Origin of the sequence: Parabacteroides sp. Y3-G-102, assembly GCF_023656845.1 — a bacterium.
GTDB classification, from domain to species: Bacteria; Bacteroidota; Bacteroidia; order Bacteroidales; family Tannerellaceae; genus Parabacteroides; species Parabacteroides distasonis.
Window position 1 is genome coordinate 1 of the sequence record NZ_JAMOKU010000022.1, and the last position, 17,662, is coordinate 17,662.

Below are 17,662 nucleotides of genomic sequence, written 5' to 3' on the forward strand. Positions count from 1 at the left end.
AAAGTATCTCTGATGGCAGAATCAACTGTGCCAATGCTAATAGTCCTTGATTGTTCATGGTACAAAGGTGCAAATTTTCTATAGAATTAAAGAATTTTCCCCCTGATTTATCGGGTGAGCCTTTATAAGGAGGTGGCGGTACGTATGGACCAGCCTTTTGATGGGGTAATATATCAACCGATTTGACGATTACGTTATTACCTTTCTGGGTACAAACCAGACATTTTGAACGTAATTTCCTTTTAGCCATGTTGAAGACGATATTCGGATTGAAATGAACTCCGTTTATACGAGTCTCAAAATGTAAATGCTCGGTAGTAGCCCTGCCGGTACGTCCGGTTAAGGCGATCGGTTGTCCGGCGAGAACACGATCTCCGGGTTTAACCAAGTTCTTGGAGTTGTGGCTATAGATCGTTTCCAGTCCATTATAATGGCGGACAACGATAACGTTGCCATAGGCGGCGAATGGTTTCGCCATCCTGACAATACCATCGAAAGCAGACACGATCGTATCGTTGGCACAAGTTTTGATATCTACTCCGGAATGATGTCTTCTCCTTCCCCCGTAAGGAGAGATCACGTTTCCATTAGGAAGGGGAAATGCGTATTCCCCGGCGGGGATCAAGGATAAATCAATAATTTCCGTGTTATTCTCATCGAATAGCTTGGGGTCCTTGATCGCTATCTGGCTTTTATCACGGGGCGTAAAGGCTTCCGTGATATCTTTTCTAGGAGAATGACAAACCGCTAGCTCCGGAGCTTCCGGCAACATGAAATTGAAATCCATGACAGGAAGAGGAATATTCGCCGTAGGGAAATCCACAGTCTCGGGAGGGGCCGGGCGTGGAGCAGGCTTTTGCGTACGGCAAGACGCAAATAAAATTAGCGTAAGAATGAGTATTCCATTGTGTATTTTAGATGCCATTAGATATTGTTTTACCACAAAAGTATAAAAAAGCCTCTTTCAATGACCTATATTTCCGATATGTTTATACTTCTTTTTATTCTTTGTGTTTTTTCTGATAGTTGAATTTGCCTACCTTTGTAAAGGTAAAATGGAGATATTATACGATGATTGAGGGGACTAGTTTGTCTCTTTGGTCAGAGAGGATGACGATATTGTATTTGCTGGTATTTCTCTAAACTGAAAACGACCAATTTAAAGTACACAGAGAAATAGACAATGCGAATACACCTGTATTTGGTGTGTTCCTTTGCCTTATTTCTGTTGTGTACAAGGCATTTGGTCGTGCCGCAGTTTGACGGGTTTAAGGTAAAGTGTAACACACCTTTTCTCAGATGTGGGTTTATTTATGAGATAAGATTACCTTAAAAACGGCTTTTGTATATGAAAGAACAAAAGGAGATACATATCGGTTCGTTAATAAAAGAGAAAATGGAAGAGCGGGGACTTTCGGTTTCTGATTTTGCCCATGCGCTTCATTATGAACGTACCAATATTTATAAGATATTTAAGCGAAGCAGTATTGATGTTGATTTGTTACTGCGTATATCGGAAGTCTTAGCCTATGATTTCTTGCGGGAGGTGTATTTAGCGGACGAACCCCGGCGATATTCAATCACTATAGAAGCGGACAAGGAAGATATAGAGGAGATCCGTAAATGGTTGTTAGAGAAAAGGCGTGAATAAGTTTCACGCTTTCGTGAAATAAGATCACGGTCGATATAAGACCGGTCACTTTGATTGTTTCTACATTTGACCGTCTCGATGTTTCATCATAACATTAGAGAAATAGGTTAAATCAAGGCCGTGCTCTTCTTGTTCCGTATGTGAATATAGGCAGGAAGAAAGCGGCCACTTTTTTCTTCTGTGTACGTGCACAATTCGATTATTTCCTTTATATTTGTCGATAAACAACGAATTGTTAACATTTCTAATATGAAAGTTCTAAAGACCGCCCTGCTATTCCTGATGTGCGTATCTTTCTCCTTCTCCTGTAAGGAAGGGGTAAAGGAAGTAAGGGTGCTGAAACTGGCACACGGATTGCCCCCCAGCCATTCCGTCCATTTAGGATTGCTCTATATGAACGAGCGTCTGAAAGAGTTGTCCGGAGGAAAGATGAGCATGGACATTTATTCTTCCGCTCAATTGGGGTCCGAAAATCAATGTATAGAGTTGCTTCAAATAGGAAGTCTCGATATCACGAAAGTTTCCTCCGCCGCGTTGGAAGGATTTGCCGATCCGTTTAAGGTATTTGGCATACCTTATCTATTCCGTTCCCGTGAGCAGTTTTTCGAGGTGTTGGATGGTTCGGTAGGTAAACAGATATTGGGATCAACGGAACCTTATTGGTTTAGGGGACTCGCTTATTTTGACTCGGGGGCCCGTAGCTTTTATACGGTAAACAAGCAGATTCGTACTCCCGAGGATCTGAAAGGACTGAAGATCCGTGTGCAAAAGAGCCCGATAGCCGTGGAGATGATGAAGACATTCGGTGGTTCGGCTACTCCCGTGGATTGGGGTGAATTGTATACGGCCTTACAAAGTAATGTCGTGGATGGAGCCGAGAATAATACGCCTTCCGTGACAACAGCGTTCCATCATGAGGTGGTAAAATACTATTCAGTCAATGAGCACACGATGTGTCCGGACGTGATCATCATTAGTTTGGCTACTTGGCAGAAGCTGACGGAACAAGAACGTAATTGGCTGCGACAGGCCGCTGACGCCGCCGCTATTTATCAACGGAAACTTTGGGCGGAGCAAGAGAAGCAATCGCTAGAGGAGATGGAAGCGCACGGAGTGGAAATTATTTACCCGGATAAGCAGCCGTTTATGGATGCCGCCGCCCCGATGATCGAGCGGTTTAAGAATGATCCGGTTTTTCATGATTTAATCGATCAAATACAGAATACCCATGAGAAAGATAATTGATAAAGGATTGGAGCTATCGTTGATTTTCTTGATGGCTTTCTTGGTCGTGGATGTGCTATGGCAGGTATTAAGCCGGTATATTCTGGTTTCCCCGAGTTCCGTGACGGATGAATTGGCCGGATATTTATTGATCTGGGTGGGATTGCTGGGGGCCGCTTATGTATCCGGTAAAAATGAGCATCTAGCGATCGATTTATTGCTTCAACATATGCGTCCTTCCCGCAGGAAGCTCTTGCGATTGTTTATCTTCTTGATCGTATTTTTATTCGCTGTATTTGTATTGATCGTAGGAGGGGCTTGGCTGGTATACACTCGTTTTCATTTGGGAGTTACTTCGGCTTCCTTAGAGATTAATTTAGGATATGTGTATTTGGCATTGCCGCTAGGGGGATTGCTTACCGCTTATTATGCGATAGATAACGCAATCACCTTATTTCGTTCCTCTAATTCTTAAAAGACTGATGATATGGATATTATAGGTATACTCGTATTAGTGATAAGTTTCTTTTTCCTGCTGGTGGTCGGGGTTCCGGTAGCGTATAGCATCGGTGTGGCGGGTATATTGACGATGCTCGTGAATATAGACTCGCTTCCCGCCCTTACGACTTATGCGATGCGTATGGCTTCGGGTCTGGACAGTTTCGCTCTGCTGGCGATCCCGTTTTTTATATTGGCGGGGAATATCATGAATAGCGGAGGTATCGCTTTGCGCTTGATCGATTTCGCTAAAGTGCTGGTCGGACGGTTACCCGGAGGACTGGCGGTGGTCAATGTCGTGGCGAATATGTTATTCGGGGCGATCAGTGGCTCTGCCGCCGCCGCTGCCTCTGCTATCGGGAGTATTATGACACCGGAGATGAAAAAGGCCGGTTACGATCCGAATTTCAGTGCCGCCGTAAATATCTCTTCCGCCACTACCGGCATGACGATACCTCCGAGTAATGTCTTGATCGTTTACTCCTTGGCGAGTGGTGGAGTCTCTGTATCCGCCTTGTTTATGGCTGGTTATCTACCGGGAATTCTTACGGGAGTGGCGATCATGATCGTAGCCGCTATGTTTGCCGCACGAAAGGGGTATCCGGTTGGCGTACGTGTTCCGTTCTCGGAGGCGACAAAGGTATTTTTCAGGGCGATCCCTAGTTTGATGCTATTGGTGATCGTGATCGGAGGAATCTTGGCGGGACTGTTTACGGCTACCGAGGCTTCGGCGATCGCTGTACTGTATGCGTTAATCCTCTCTTTTATCTATAAAGAACTTACTTGGGCTAAATTGCCGCAAGTGTTATTGCGATCGGCCAAGACTACGGCTATCGTCCTTCTTTTGGTGGCGACCTGTACGGGTTTATCTTGGATCATGAGTTATGAGAATATTCCTCAGACAGTAAGTGCCGCTTTGCTAAGTATAAGCGACAATCCGGTGGTCATCTTGATACTTATCAACGTGATCCTATTGATTGTCGGGATCTTTATGGACATGACGCCCGCTGTATTGATCTTTACCCCGATCTTCCTGCCGATAGCGACGGGGCAATTAGGGATGGACCCGGTACATTTCGGGATCATGATGGTGTTGAACCTTTGTGTGGGATTGTGTACGCCACCGGTGGGTTCGGTATTGTTTATCGGATGTAGCGTGGCGGGGACAAAGATCGATCAGGTGATCCGCCCGTTGCTGCCGATGTTCGCGGCGATGGTTATCGTCTTGTTCTTGGTGGCGTTCTTGCCGGATTTAAGCTTATTGATTCCCCGGTTGTTCGGTTTGTGATGTTCCCCCATAGGGTCGAGGTAGCCTTGTGCTATAAATAGGGCAGTACTCTGTACGAAGTATTCCAGTACTTACGTGCTGAGTACCGCAATACTTCGTGCAGAGTACTGTAGTACTTCAGTCACAGTACTGCGGTACTTCGTACACAGTACTGCGCTAACTGTAAGACGCTATCTTTTTAATGTCCTTTGAACAGGGATAAGGCGATACCCATCTCCAATCCCCGTAGCTCGGCCAGACCCCGTAAACGTCCGATGCAGGAGTAGCCCGGGTTGGTTTTCTTCTTTAGGTCGTCTATCATTTGATGTCCATGATCCGGTCGCATGGCGATGGAGCATTGGCGGCGTTGCTGCAATTCAAGGAAGGCTTTCATGACACCATACATGTCCACATCGCCCTCCAGATGGTTCGCCTCGAAAAAATTACCCTCCGAGTCTCGTTGCGTGCTGCGGAAATGAACGAAATCGATCCGATCCCCGTAACGTTCCATGATCCCGGCCAAGTCGTTATCACTTCTGACACCGAAAGAACCTGTGCATAGGCAAAGCCCGTTGCTAGGATTCGGCACGGCCTCTATTAACTTCCGGAAATCATCTTCCGTGCTCAAGATACGGGGAAGCCCGAGAATGGAATAGGGGGGATCATCCGGATGGATAACGAGCTTGACACCGGCCTCGTCCGCTACGGGAGCGATTTCCCGCAAGAAATAGATCAGGTTCGAGCGAAGTCTCTCCGCGTCGATATCTTTATAACGGTCTAACGCTTCCCTAAACTGCTCGATCGTAAAAGTCTCTTCCGAGCCGGGTAGTCCGGCGATCATATTGCGAACCAACAGCTGGCGGTCTTCCTCGCTCATAGCGTCATAGCGTGCCTTGGCTTTCGCCTTGTCCGCCTCCGTATATTCGGCTTCCGCCGCCGGTCGTTTCAATATAAATAAGTCGAACGCCATAAAAGCCGAGCGTTCAAAGCGCAAGGCTTTGGAACCATCCGGCATCGTATAAGCCAAATCGGTACGAGTCCAGTCCAATACCGGCATGAAGTTGTAAGTAACTACCCGGATATCGCAAGCTCCCAGATTCCGGATGCTTTGTTTGTAGTTCTCTATATAGGTTTGAAAATCCCCGGTTTGCGTCTTGATATGCTCGTGTACGGGCACACTCTCAACCACACTCCACCGTAATCCGGCGGATTCGATCAAGGCTTTCCGCTTTTGAATCTCTTCCGTAGTCCAAACTTCCCCGTTCGGGATATGGTGCAACGCATTTACGATACCGGTGGCACCCGCCTGACGGATGTCCCAAAGGCTGACAGGATCATTCGGTCCGTACCAACGCCAAGTTTGCTCACATAGATACATAATGAATAATTTTTAAATTTATCAATGTGCCAATATGCCAATGCGGTTTGATGCATGGCTGGTTGGCACATTATTTAGATGGAGAAAGCGTCGAAACCTCCGTCTATGGGGATCACGGTACCGGTTACGAATGCGGAGGCGTCGCTCGCCAGCCATTGTAAAGTACCGAGTAACTCCTCCGGTTTTCCTAAGCGGCGGAACGGCGTGTGTGCGACGATCGTGTTGCAACGATCACTAGGTGATCCATCCGGATTGCTCATCAATGCCCGGTTCTGCTCGGTAAGGAAGAATCCCGGTGCCATGGCGTTCACTCGCAGGCCCTCTCCGAATTTAATCGCTAGCTCCCCGGCCATGTATTGCGTGAAATTGTTGATAGCGGCTTTCGCGCATCCATAGCCAACCACACGAGTCAATGGGCGTAGGGATGATTCGGACGAGATGTTAATAATGCTTCCTTTCCCTTGTCCCACCATGACCTCGGCGAAGACCATTGTCGGCAGTACGGTCCCGAATAAGTTCAGGTCCACGACCGTCCGGAAAGCATCGATATCCAGATCAAAGATCGTCTTGTCGGGAGGAATCGTCGCTCCGGCTTGGTTGCCACCCGCCAAATTGACTAAAACATCAATCTTCCCATATGCTTTCAATATCTCTTGTTTGTTTTGCTCCAGCAAGGCTTTATCCAATACGTTTGAAACCAAGAATAAGGCCTCGCCCCCTTCCGCTTTAATCTCATTGACCAAGGCAGATCCTTTTTGCTCGTTTCGTCCGAGGATTACGACGTACGCGCCTTCTCTCGCCAAGTGCTTGGCCATGCAGGCTCCTAATATACCATAGCCTCCGGTCAACAAAATCACTTTCTCTTTTACGCTAAATAAGGAGTTCATCAGATATAATTATTGTAGTATTGTATATTTTCCTTTACCAAGATATCGATCGGCATATAATTGACAGGCTCAATTTTCTCCTTAAGGATCAAATACCTGAAAAGTGCCTTGATACAATGATATCCTTGTACCTCCGGTCGCTGGGCGATCAAATGCGTGATCAAGCCGTTTTCCAGATAACGGACGTTCGGTTCTATCACGTCGTAGCCAAGAAGCTTGAAAGGATAGTCCGGCCGTTCGCTACTTAGATAATCTCCAAGGAAATGGGCCCTCGAATTAAAGATGATACCGATTCTTACTTGAGGATATTTCTCGAAGAAAGTATTCAGTAGTCTCGTATTCTCTTCTCGGTCATCCGCGTGCACATGCAGCAAATGAATCTTTCCCTTGAATGAGGTATTGGCGAGATAATCCCGGAATCCTTCCTCTCGCTTCTGCACTTGCGTAGAACATGAATCCCCCTTACGGGTGAAACGGAAAATCACTAGATCGTCCTCTTCACGGATTTGCTCGAATAAAAGGCGTCCCGCTATATACCCCGAATCATATGAATGCGTTCCGTAGTAAGAGATACAATTCGTGTGGTCGATAAAAGAATCGATTAATATATAAGGAATACCTTTCTGGTCTAGCCGCGGGGTCAAGGTCAAGACACTTTGCTTGAATAATGTAGCGATGATAACCCCTTGACAATCCGCAGTCTCAATCTTTGGGATTAATTCGTCGAAACTGTTGCTATCGTATTGGTCAAAATAGATTTGCTCGACATCTATATTATAGCTAAACAATTCCCGTTCCGCTTTCTCGATCCCTTGGCTTAGTTTCGCCCAGTATTCCCCTTCATGGAAAGAAGGGATCAAGGCGATGAAATGATATTTTTTCTTCAACGCTAAAGAACGGGCTATCAGATTTGGTTGATAGTCAATTTCTTTTAAGACTTTCTCCACCTTTTTCCGTGCGTCCTCCGAGACCTTTCCCCGCTCATGTAAAATGCGGTCTACCGTACCGGTCGATACACCGGATAATTCGGCGATATCTTTTATCCTGTAATTTTTATTCATGGTATAGATTGTAGTGTGTATTCGTCCTCTCTGTTTATTCGAGTATTTGAAGAGGAGTGTTCAATTTACGGAAAACGTAGCCATACATCATATAGATAAGAGGAACGGCGACGAAAATTCCGATACCGAACAAAATACATCCTAATATCAGGATCCCGATCATTACCAACGCCAGAATGAACAGAGGCAATACTTGTCCTTTCGTTATCTCCCAGCTTTTATGCAAAGACTCGATAATCCCGGCGTTTTCCTCGATAATAAAGGCTTGGAAGAACTGAAGGCGCAATGCCAGATAAATACCGGGGATGATAAAAAATAAGAAACCCGCCAATACGACAAATCCCGTGATAAGACTCGCTAGAAAGTAGGTGATGATATTCTTTGTCTGTTGTCCATATGCGGAAAACTGAGGTTCTTCCCCATCCAACGCCTGAAATATATTTTTCATATATCCTAAGGAGAAAATAATGGAGAATAACGCGCTGATCACGTTTACGATGATTTTACCGATAATAGAACTTTGCATGGGCATCGCGAACGCTGTCAGCGTGAAAGATAAGATACAATATCCGATTAATAATCCGGCTAATATCCATAGCTGCGACTTCGTTCCCTTCCATGCGGTACTGAATACTTCTGATATTATAAATTTAGGCTCCATAATATATAATATTTGTTTATTGTGTGTGGACACAAATGTAAAATATATTGTTGAAAAAAACAATTTTATTTTCGTTTGAAACCAAAAGAGATGTATTTCAACAGGCGCTTCCTTTTAAGTGCTATTAATTTAGGTGAAAAAGATAAGTAGGAAACAGAAATCGTGTAAAAAGTTTCTACATTTGTAGGATGAAACGACGAGTAAAGACCCTATTGTGTGAATAGATGTGAAAGATCTCCACTTGGGTTAGAAAGAAAAGGTAACTGAAAAACAGCCTTGAATATATAATTATATACAAATATGGATAAACGAATGCTGAAAATTACGATTACTCAGTTAAGGCAGATCGCATTGTTTGCGGTTGGTATGTCTTTATTAACTGCCTGTGGAAACAGTCAGAGTGGTATGAAATTAGGGGATGCTGAGTTCGCTGTGATGGCGGTCAATTCAACGACTAGCGACCAAACAACATCCTATCCGGCTACCATCAAAGGTACGCAGGATATCGAAGTCCGTCCTCAAGTTTCTGGATTTATCGTGAAATTATGTGTGGATGAGGGAGCTACGGTTCGTAAAGGACAGGCGTTGTTCCAAATTGATCCTACGCAGTACGCTGCCGCGGTAGGTCAGGCTAAGGCCGCGGTAGAGATGGCGAAGGCAAACGTAAGCACTTTAACATTGACCGAGAAGAATAAGAAAACTTTGTTTGATCAGAAAATCATCAGTGATTTCGAGTATCAGACTGCCGTGAACCAGCTGATGTCGGCAAAAGCGAGCTTGGCGCAGGCGGAGGCTCAATTGGTTAGCGCTAACCAGAACTTGTCTTTCTGTACGGTTACAAGTCCCTCGAACGGTGTTGTCGGTACATTCCCGTATCGTGTAGGTAGCTTGGTAAGCGCTTCGATCGCTCAACCGCTGACTACCGTATCTGAGATCGGTGATATGTATGTGTATTTCTCTATGACGGAAAAGGAGCTATTGGCATTGACGAAAGCCGGTGGTACCTTGAAAGAGCAATTAGAGAAGATGCCGGCCGTAAGACTGCAATTGGCGGATGGCTCTACGTACCATTATGAGGGTAAGATTGATGCCGTGAGCGGTGTCATCGATCAATCTACCGGTTCTGTAAGCATGCGTGCTATTTTCTCTAACGAGGGAAATGTCTTACGAAGCGGTGGTACTGGTAATATCATCTTCCCATATACGATGAACGATATCATTACGATCCCTCAATCGGCTACCGTGGAGATCCAGGATAAGAAATTCGTATTTGTATTGCAGCCTGATAATACCGTGAAGAATACCGAGATCAAGGTTTCCAATTTGAATGATGGCAAAAATTATTTAGTGACGGGAGGTTTGAAGTCCGGTGATAAGATTGTCGTGGAAGGCGTACAGATCTTGAAAGACGGCCAAGAAATCCAGCCGATTACTCGTGAGCAGCAAAAGGCAAAGTACGATCAGGCCTTGAAAGACCAGCATGACGGTAATTTGCAGACTGCTTTTAATTAATAGGTATATAGAATAAGACAAATATTCGCTTTTGTCGAGTAAAAACGAAAGATATGAAATTAGATAGATTTATAAACCGCCCGGTGCTCTCCACGGTGATTTCCATCTTGATTGTCATCTTGGGTTTCCTAGGCTTGATTTCCTTGCCGGTTACCCAATATCCGGATATCGCCCCTCCAACCGTTTCGGTAAGGGCAACTTATACGGGTGCCAATGCGCAAACGGTATTGAATAGTGTGATCGCGCCTTTGGAAGACCAGATCAATGGTGTTGAGAACATGATGTATATGAGTTCCAATGCCTCTAATAATGGTTCCGCGGATATCTCCATTTATTTTAAGCAAGGAACGGATCCGGATATGGCGGCTGTCAATGTGCAGAACCGTGTATCTATGGCACAAGGTTTGTTGCCCGCCGAGGTAACGCAGATTGGTGTGACGACCCAGAAACGTCAGAACTCAATGTTGTTGGTTTTCTCCGTATACGCGGAAGATGATCGTTATGACTCAGAGTTTCTTGAGAATTACGCGAAGATTAACTTGATCCCGGAAGTCCAGCGTGTGCCGGGTGTCGGTGATGCCAACGTGTTGGGTACGGACTACTCCATGCGTATTTGGTTGAAGCCGGATGTGATGGCCCAATATAAATTAAGTCCGAGCGACGTAACCGTTGCCTTGTCTGAACAGAACGTAGAGGCCGCTCCGGGTTCGTTCGGCGAACAAGGAAATCAGTCTTTCCAATATACGATCCGCTATAAAGGACGTTTGCAAGAGGCTAATGAGTTTGAGCAGATTGTTGTAAAGGCTTTGCCGGATGGTGAGGTCTTGCGTTTGAAAGATATCGCCGATATCGAGTTGGGGCGTTTGACTTACAACTTTATCAACCGTGTAAATGGTCACGACGCCGTTACCTGTATCGTTTACCAGATGCCGGGAACCAACGCTACGGAAACAATTAGTAACATTGAAACCTTGCTGGAGGAAACCCAGTTGACAATGCCTCCCGGAATGAAGGTGAATATTTCCATGAATGCCAATGACTTCTTGTTCGCTTCTATCCATGAGGTAATCAAGACTTTGTTGGAGGCGTTCGTATTGGTGTTTATCGTGGTATATGTGTTCTTGCAGGATTTGCGTTCTACGTTGATTCCGGCTATCGCTATCCCGGTTGCCTTGATCGGTACCTTCTTTATGTTATCCTTGATCGGATTTAGTATCAACTTGTTGACTCTTTGTGCTATGGTGCTTGCCATCGCGATTGTGGTCGATGATGCGATCGTCGTCGTCGAGGGTGTCCATGCCAAGTTGGACCAAGGGTACAAGTCGGCGAAACTCGCTTCTATCGATGCCATGAGTGAGTTGGGTGGCGCTATCGTCTCCATTACGTTGGTCATGATGTCCGTGTTTATTCCCGTAAGTTTCATGGGAGGTACGGCCGGTACGTTCTATCGCCAGTTCGGTCTGACGATGGCGATCGCTATCGGTTTGTCCGCTTTGAACGCCTTGACATTGAGTCCCGCCTTGTGTGCGATATTCCTGAAACCGCATGATGAGGAGCATAAAGAAAAGAAAACGACATTTATTTCCCGTTTCCATACCTCATTCAATGCGGCTTACGATTCTTTGCTAGCTAAGTATAAGAAGCAGGTCGTGTTCTTTATCCAGAAGAAATGGCTTTCATTCGGTATTGTCGCCGGTTGTATCGCCGTATTGGTATTCTTGATGCAGGTTACGCCTACCGGTATGGTGCCGAACGAGGATACGGGTACGATCATGGGTGCCGTTACGTTACCACCGGGAACTTCCCAGGAGCGTACCTATGAGGTGATGAATAAGGTCGATAGTTTGATCGCTGCGGATCCGGCGGTAGAGTCGCGTACGGCGGTTGTTGGTTTCAGTTTTATCGGTGGTCAAGGACCTTCTTACGGCTCATTTATCATCAAGTTGAAAGACTGGGAAGACCGTTCTATGATGCAGAACTCGGATATCGTATATGGTAGTTTGTTCATGCGTGCCCAAAAGATCGTGAAAGACGCTCAGGTATTGTTCTTTACGCCGCCTATGATCCCGGGTTACTCAGCGTCCAGTGATATTGAGTTGAATATGCAGGATAAGACCGGAGGTAATTTGGATCGTTTCTTTGATATCTCCAAGGAATATATGGCCGCTTTGACGGCACGTCCGGAGATCAAGTCCGCTCAAACTACGTTTAACCCGAACTTCCCGCAATACGAGATCGATATCGACGCTGCCGCTTGTAAGAAAGCCGGTATCAGTCCGAAGGACATCTTGTCTACCTTGCAGGGATATTATGGTGGTTTATATGCCTCTAACTTCAACCGTTTCGGTAAGATGTACCGTGTAATGGTGCAAGCGGATCCCGATTTGCGTAAGAATATGGAGTCCATGAAGAACATCAAGGTAAAGAGCGGTAACGATATGGCTCCGATTTCCCAGTTCATTACGATGAAGAAGGTATATGGCCCGGATATCATCAGCCGTTTCAATATGTATACCGCCATCAAGGTCATGGTTGCCCCGGCGGATGGTTATACCAGTGGTCAGGCGTTGAAAGCGATTGACGAGGTGGCTAAGACAACGCTTCCGGCAGGTTTCGACTATGAGTTAGGTGGTATGGCACGTGAGGAGGCAAGTACGAGTGGCAGTACGACGGCTTTGATCTTCTTGCTGTGTTTCGTATTCGTTTACTTGCTGTTGAGTGCGCAGTATGAGAGTTACATCCTTCCTTTGTCCGTATTGCTCTCCGTGCCGTTCGGTTTGATGGGTAGCTTCTTGTTCGTCCAAGGTTGGGCCGCTTTGGGAAATATCCCGGCGTTGAAGATGATCGTAGGAACCATGTCTAACAATATCTATATGCAGATCGCCTTGATCATGTTGGTAGGTTTGTTGGCGAAGAACGCTATCTTGATCGTAGAGTTCGCTTTGGAACGTCGTCGTATGGGTATGAGTATCACATGGGCTGCCGTATTAGGAGCCGCCGCCCGTTTGCGTCCGATCTTGATGACCTCATTGGCGATGGTGGTCGGATTGTTGCCTATGATGTTCGCGTTCGGAGTAGGAGCGCACGGTAACCGTACATTGGGTACAGCGGCTATCGGCGGTATGTTCATCGGTATGATCTTCCAGATCTTTATTGTTCCGGTTTTGTTCGTGGTATTCCAGTACTTACAGGAGAAATTCAAGCCGATCGAATGGGAAGATTTGGATAACAGCGATATGAGTACGGAAATAGAACAGTACGCTAAAATAAAATAAGAGATGACAATGAAGAAACAAATTATATATATGGTATGTGCGACTGCTTTGTTAAGCAGTTGCCATATCTATAAGGCATACGAGCGTCCGGATTCCATCGATGCGACGGGAATTTATCGTGATCCGGTTTCCGAGACTGATACATTAGCCTCTGCGGATACGACCAATATGGGAAACCTTCCTTGGAAGGAAGTTTTTCGTGATCCGAAGTTACAGGCGTTAATTGAGGAGGGATTAGCCAATAATGTAGATATGCAGGCAGCTGTTCTTCGGGTAGAGGAAGCGAAAGTATTGTTGACTTCCGCCCGTCTGTCTTTCTTGCCTTCTATTAATTTCGCTCCCCAAGGGACGATTACATCGATTGGAAATAGCGAATACGTAAAGGCTTACTCAACGCCTTTGGCCGCTAGCTGGGAGGTTGACCTATTCGGAAAGCTCTTGAACGCGAGCCGTGGCCAAAAAGCCTCCTACTTACAGAGCCAGTATTCAAGACAGGCCGTGCGCTCTCAATTGATCGGTGGTATAGCGAATACTTATTATACCTTGTTGATGCTTGATCGGCAGGTGGAAATTACCGCTAAGACGGTTGATATCTATAAAGAGAATGTTCGTGTCATGGAGGCTATGAAGATAGCGGGTATGGCTACCGAGGCTGCCGTGACGCAAATGCGTGCCGCTTACCATCAGGTTTCCGGCTCGTTGATCGAGCTGGAGAGCCAGGTGCGTAGCGTGGAAAACTCATTGTCCGTGTTATTGGCTAAGGCCCCTCAACAGATCGATCGGGGTACTTTGGAGGAACAAGTAATGCCGGAGGATATCATGGTGGGTGTACCTTTGCAATTGTTGGAGAATCGTCCGGACGTGAAGATCGCGGAGATGACACTTGCTAGTGCCTATTATACGACGAACAAAGCCCGTGCCGCTTTTTATCCGGGATTGAATATCACGGCGACAGCGGGCTGGACGAATGGTTCAGGCATCTCTGTCGCCAATCCGGGCCAATTTATGTTTCAAGCTTTGGCTTCGTTGGCCCAACCGATCTTCAACAATGGTAAGTTGGTCGCTAACTTGAAGGTATCGAAGGCAGAAGAGAAGATCGCTCAAATGAATTATCAGCAGACAATTCTGGAAGCAGGTAAGGAGGTGAGTGATGCTTTACATCAGTATGATGCCACGAGCAAGAAGCTTGTCCAAGATAGAGCGCAGATCGAGCAGCTAGAGAAAGCGGTGGCTTATACCAGCGCCTTGTTCCAGTCGGCTCAATCTACTTATTTGGAAATCCTTTCCGCACAGCAGAGCCTCTTGAGCGCTCAGTTGACGGAAGTATCCGACAATGTGCAACGTATGCAAGCGGTTGTCAGTTTATACAGTGCCATCGGTGGTGGTAGAGAATAATAACCTTTAAATGTAGTAAAGCTATGATTAGTCCATTAGCATATGTAGATTCAAGCGCAAAGATCGGGAAGAACGTTACGATTCATCCTTTTGCGTACATTGATAAGAACGTGGAGATCGGGGATGATTGCGAGATCATGCCTCATGCCAGCTTGATGAGCGGTACACGCATGGGAAATCGCAACCGTGTATTTAACGGAGCTGTTATCGCTGCTGAGCCTCAGGATTTCTTTTATAAGGGAGGTGATACGATCGCCGTAATCGGAGATGACAACGTGATTCGTGAGAATGTGGTGATTAACCGTTCCTCGACAGCGGAAGGACGTACTAGTATCGGTAATGGTAATTTCTTGCATGAGGGGGTACATGTTTCTCATGATACGCGGATCGGAAATCGTAGTGTATTCGGCTATGGTAGTAAGATTTCCGGAAATTGCATCTTGGAAGATTACGTGATCTTCGGAGGCAATGTGTTGATGAGCCAAGGATCCCGGGTTGGGGCTTGGGCGATGATTCAAACCGGCTGTCGTTTCCGTAAGGATATCCCTCCTTTTATCGTAGCGGCAAAGGAGCCTACCACGTATTATGGCGTGAACTCTTTCATCATGTCTCATGAGGGATTCAGTGAAAAGGTTATCAAGCACATCAGTCATGCGTACCGGATCATCTTCCAAGGAAACAGCAGCCTTACGGATGCCTTGTTAATGATCAAGGATCAGGTTCCGATGAGTAAGGAGATCCAACATATTATAGATTTCGTTGGTGAGTCTAAATTAGGTATTGTCAAATAAATACCAATAACAAACGATAGGTAAAAGCCGAAGGAAATCATTTCCTCCGGCTTTTTTTATATAATGGAAGGACGGTTTGGTTAATAATGTTTGTTAAATAATGGTAAACGTGCAGCATTTGTCTCTTTTTAAGTGTCTTACTAATAAGACAACACGCAATGAAATCCAATAAAGGAGGTTTAATATGAAAAAGTCATTTTTATTATATCTTATCATGTCTGTATTTCTCATCGGTTATTGCGCTTGCGATAATGATGAGGAAAATTTTGATACGGCTACTACCGGACAAGTGATCAAAGTCCCGGATGATATCAAATCTTTTAATTCAGTTACAAAAGAAATCGTTTTCGAGAAGAATATTTCTATCAAGCAAGACGTGCTAGGCAATGAGAAGGTTGAATTCCGGATAGCTGGAAACGGTCACTTCACGGTAGGCAGTATCTCTTCGATAAGTTCCGTTATCTATAATGCCCCAGTCTTATTAGGGGATTATCAGAGATATTATTTATATGATGGATATCCTGTTGTAGATGTTCTACAAAATGAGGTAAGTAACCAAGAGGAAAGGGACGAAAACATGCAAAAGATAGAGAAAGCTTGGAGCAACTTCCTGAAAGTATTGAATGAGGCTGGAAAGTTGAAGTAGTGATTACCGGTTTGGGATGAAACGAATAAACTTAGTGAAGCTCGTATTGAACTAGTGAAGGCTTTTCATATTCAAACAAAAACTGTACTTTTGTCATAAATGCTTTACCGTGATCTTTTGAAATAAATCAATGGAGATACGTATGTATCTTCAAAGATTGAAAAATACGAATATTATCTTCGTTCCGTCGTAACTGTCCGTATCCACATAAAAAGAAAGAGGCCAACCCCGAAGGACCAGCCTCTTTTATCGCTTTAATAGAAATTCAAATTAAAGTGCACCCACTTCTTTCAAAGCCTCGTTAGTCTTATGAACAGCGGCAGCGCTCTTAGCGAACAACTCTTTCTCTTCAGCTGTCAATTCCAACTCAACGATCTTCTCGATACCGTTCTTGCCAAGGATAACAGGAACACCGATGCAAAGATCAGATTCACCGTACTCACCTTCCAAGTAAACAGAGCAAGGAACCATCTTACCTTGGTTGTGAATGATAGACTCAACAACAAATGCTCCAGCAGCACCCGGTGCATACCAAGCAGAAGTACCTAACAATTTAGTTAATGTAGCGCCACCAACCATTGTGGAAGCAACAACCTCTTGCAATTTCTCTGCGCTTAACAATTTGCTAACAGGGATACCTTTGTAAGTAGCCAAGCGAGCCAACGGAATCATTGTAGTGTCACCGTGACCACCGATTACCATACCCTCAACCTCGTTAGCGTTACAGCCTAGAGCCTGAGATAAGAAATATTTGAAACGAGAGCTATCCAAAGCACCACCCATACCGATGATACGGTTCTTCGGCAAGCCTAAAGACTTCAATGACAAATAAGTCATTGTATCCATCGGGTTAGAGATAACTACCAAGATTGCGTTCGGAGAGTATTTCAAGATGTTTTGAGCTACGCTCTTAACGATACCAGCGTTAACACCGATCAGTTCTTCGCGAGTCATACCCGGTTTACGAGGAATACCAGAAGTGATAACTACAACGTCAGAGTTAGCTGTCTTCTCATAATCGTTTGTGCAACCTACAACCTTAGTATCGAAACCTAGCAATTGAGCGGTCTGCATCATATCCATCGCTTTACCTTCGGATACGCCTTCCTTTACGTCTAGCATTACAACTTCGTCTGCCACTTCATTGAAGGCAAGAACATTTGCGCAAGTAGCGCCTACATTTCCGGCACCAACAACTGTTACTTTTGACATAATAAATAAGTTTTAGTATGTTATTACTTAATAATACGCTATGTTTTTTAACGATGGCAAAGGTACAATCTATTACGGAATAAAGAAATATTTCCGTATATATTTTTGAGGGACATTATTAAATATCGCTAAAGCCTTGTCGAGGCTTCTTGACAACTTGGTACGCTTTTATTTTTAAGATCTTGAGGAAATGTTGTATCTTGG

The 17,662-nt window shown here is 45.1% G+C and carries 14 protein-coding genes and 1 pseudogene; 9 read left to right on the forward strand and 6 right to left on the reverse strand.

The features are described from left to right. Positions 1-121: 121 nt before the first annotated feature. Positions 122-925, reverse strand: a pseudogene (locus NBH16_RS12315) (M23 family metallopeptidase); the annotation flags it as partial. Between the two features lie 423 nt (positions 926-1,348). Between NBH16_RS12315 and NBH16_RS12320 the strand changes: the two are divergent. From NBH16_RS12320 to NBH16_RS12335, 4 genes are all read left to right on the forward strand, one after another. Then, complete coding sequence (locus NBH16_RS12320) at positions 1,349-1,651, forward strand: helix-turn-helix transcriptional regulator (protein WP_005865121.1); 303 nt, start codon at positions 1,349-1,351, stop codon at positions 1,649-1,651. Positions 1,652-1,900: 249 nt separating this feature from the next. Further along, on the forward strand, positions 1,901-2,896 hold the full coding sequence (locus tag NBH16_RS12325; RefSeq protein WP_005855377.1) for a TRAP transporter substrate-binding protein: 996 nt from the start codon (positions 1,901-1,903) through the stop codon (positions 2,894-2,896). Then, on the forward strand, positions 2,880-3,350 hold the full coding sequence (locus NBH16_RS12330) for a TRAP transporter small permease (RefSeq protein WP_048927709.1): 471 nt from the start codon (positions 2,880-2,882) through the stop codon (positions 3,348-3,350). Before NBH16_RS12325 ends, NBH16_RS12330 begins: the two co-directional genes overlap by 17 nt. 12 nt (positions 3,351-3,362) lie before the next feature. Further along, positions 3,363-4,661: a TRAP transporter large permease gene (locus tag NBH16_RS12335; protein WP_121772990.1), complete on the forward strand. Its 1,299-nt coding sequence runs from the start codon at positions 3,363-3,365 to the stop codon at positions 4,659-4,661. A gap of 178 nt (positions 4,662-4,839) precedes the next feature. On the opposite strand, the gene uxuA is transcribed toward NBH16_RS12335, so the two are convergent. From uxuA to NBH16_RS12355, 4 genes are all read right to left on the reverse strand, one after another. After that, on the reverse strand, positions 4,840-6,018 hold the full coding sequence (gene uxuA, locus NBH16_RS12340) for a mannonate dehydratase (protein WP_250788669.1): 1,179 nt from the start codon (positions 6,016-6,018) through the stop codon (positions 4,840-4,842). 74 nt (positions 6,019-6,092) lie between these two features. Continuing rightward, entirely contained in the window at positions 6,093-6,905 is an 813-nt protein-coding gene (locus NBH16_RS12345) for an SDR family oxidoreductase (RefSeq protein WP_005855387.1), read from the reverse strand. Then, positions 6,905-7,966 (reverse strand): LacI family DNA-binding transcriptional regulator, encoded by a 1,062-nt coding sequence (locus NBH16_RS12350; protein ID WP_250788670.1) that lies wholly within the window; start codon positions 7,964-7,966, stop codon positions 6,905-6,907. Before NBH16_RS12350 ends, NBH16_RS12345 begins: the two co-directional genes overlap by 1 nt. 34 nt (positions 7,967-8,000) lie before the next feature. Beyond that, positions 8,001-8,627, reverse strand: coding sequence for a DUF7847 domain-containing protein (locus NBH16_RS12355; RefSeq protein WP_008780866.1), 627 nt, complete (start codon positions 8,625-8,627; stop codon positions 8,001-8,003). Positions 8,628-8,927: 300 nt separating this feature from the next. Here NBH16_RS12355 and NBH16_RS12360 point away from each other — a divergent pair, with 300 nt between their 5' ends. The 5 genes from NBH16_RS12360 to NBH16_RS12380 all read left to right on the forward strand — a co-directional run bounded on the left by NBH16_RS12360 (position 8,928) and on the right by NBH16_RS12380 (position 16,246). Further along, positions 8,928-10,139 carry an efflux RND transporter periplasmic adaptor subunit gene (locus NBH16_RS12360; RefSeq protein ID WP_250788671.1) on the forward strand — a complete coding sequence of 404 codons (1,212 nt, stop codon included), beginning with the start codon at positions 8,928-8,930 and terminating at the stop codon, positions 10,137-10,139. A 53-nt stretch (positions 10,140-10,192) separates the two neighbouring features. Next, positions 10,193-13,414, forward strand: coding sequence for an efflux RND transporter permease subunit (locus tag NBH16_RS12365; protein WP_005865138.1), 3,222 nt, complete (start codon positions 10,193-10,195; stop codon positions 13,412-13,414). Between the two features lie 3 nt (positions 13,415-13,417). Beyond that, entirely contained in the window at positions 13,418-14,809 is a 1,392-nt protein-coding gene (locus NBH16_RS12370; RefSeq protein WP_005865140.1) for a TolC family protein, read from the forward strand. A gap of 23 nt (positions 14,810-14,832) precedes the next feature. Then, entirely contained in the window at positions 14,833-15,600 is a 768-nt protein-coding gene (gene lpxA, locus NBH16_RS12375) for an acyl-ACP--UDP-N-acetylglucosamine O-acyltransferase (protein ID WP_022193086.1), read from the forward strand. A gap of 184 nt (positions 15,601-15,784) precedes the next feature. Further along, positions 15,785-16,246 carry a hypothetical protein gene (locus NBH16_RS12380; RefSeq protein ID WP_022193087.1) on the forward strand — a complete coding sequence of 154 codons (462 nt, stop codon included), beginning with the start codon at positions 15,785-15,787 and terminating at the stop codon, positions 16,244-16,246. A gap of 270 nt (positions 16,247-16,516) precedes the next feature. On the opposite strand, the gene mdh is transcribed toward NBH16_RS12380, so the two are convergent. Next, the gene (mdh, locus tag NBH16_RS12385) at positions 16,517-17,458 is read right to left on the reverse strand and encodes a malate dehydrogenase (protein ID WP_005855409.1); all 942 of its coding nucleotides are present in this window, start codon (positions 17,456-17,458) and stop codon (positions 16,517-16,519) included. Positions 17,459-17,662 lie beyond the last annotated feature (204 nt).

Bases quoted from the DNA above. Each gene is read 5' to 3' on its own strand.
- NBH16_RS12320 (WP_005865121.1), top strand. From the start codon at position 1,349: ATGAAAGAACAAAAGGAGATACATATCGGTTCGTTAATAAAAGAGAAA.
- NBH16_RS12325 (WP_005855377.1), top strand. From the start codon at position 1,901: ATGAAAGTTCTAAAGACCGCCCTGCTATTCCTGATGTGCGTATCTTTC.
- NBH16_RS12330 (WP_048927709.1), top strand. From the start codon at position 2,880: ATGAGAAAGATAATTGATAAAGGATTGGAGCTATCGTTGATTTTCTTG.
- NBH16_RS12335 (WP_121772990.1), top strand. From the start codon at position 3,363: ATGGATATTATAGGTATACTCGTATTAGTGATAAGTTTCTTTTTCCTG.
- uxuA (WP_250788669.1), bottom strand. From the start codon at position 6,018: ATGTATCTATGTGAGCAAACTTGGCGTTGGTACGGACCGAATGATCCT.
- NBH16_RS12345 (WP_005855387.1), bottom strand. From the start codon at position 6,905: ATGAACTCCTTATTTAGCGTAAAAGAGAAAGTGATTTTGTTGACCGGA.
- NBH16_RS12350 (WP_250788670.1), bottom strand. From the start codon at position 7,966: ATGAATAAAAATTACAGGATAAAAGATATCGCCGAATTATCCGGTGTA.
- NBH16_RS12355 (WP_008780866.1), bottom strand. From the start codon at position 8,627: ATGGAGCCTAAATTTATAATATCAGAAGTATTCAGTACCGCATGGAAG.
- NBH16_RS12360 (WP_250788671.1), top strand. From the start codon at position 8,928: ATGGATAAACGAATGCTGAAAATTACGATTACTCAGTTAAGGCAGATC.
- NBH16_RS12365 (WP_005865138.1), top strand. From the start codon at position 10,193: ATGAAATTAGATAGATTTATAAACCGCCCGGTGCTCTCCACGGTGATT.
- NBH16_RS12370 (WP_005865140.1), top strand. From the start codon at position 13,418: ATGACAATGAAGAAACAAATTATATATATGGTATGTGCGACTGCTTTG.
- lpxA (WP_022193086.1), top strand. From the start codon at position 14,833: ATGATTAGTCCATTAGCATATGTAGATTCAAGCGCAAAGATCGGGAAG.
- NBH16_RS12380 (WP_022193087.1), top strand. From the start codon at position 15,785: ATGAAAAAGTCATTTTTATTATATCTTATCATGTCTGTATTTCTCATC.
- mdh (WP_005855409.1), bottom strand. From the start codon at position 17,458: ATGTCAAAAGTAACAGTTGTTGGTGCCGGAAATGTAGGCGCTACTTGC.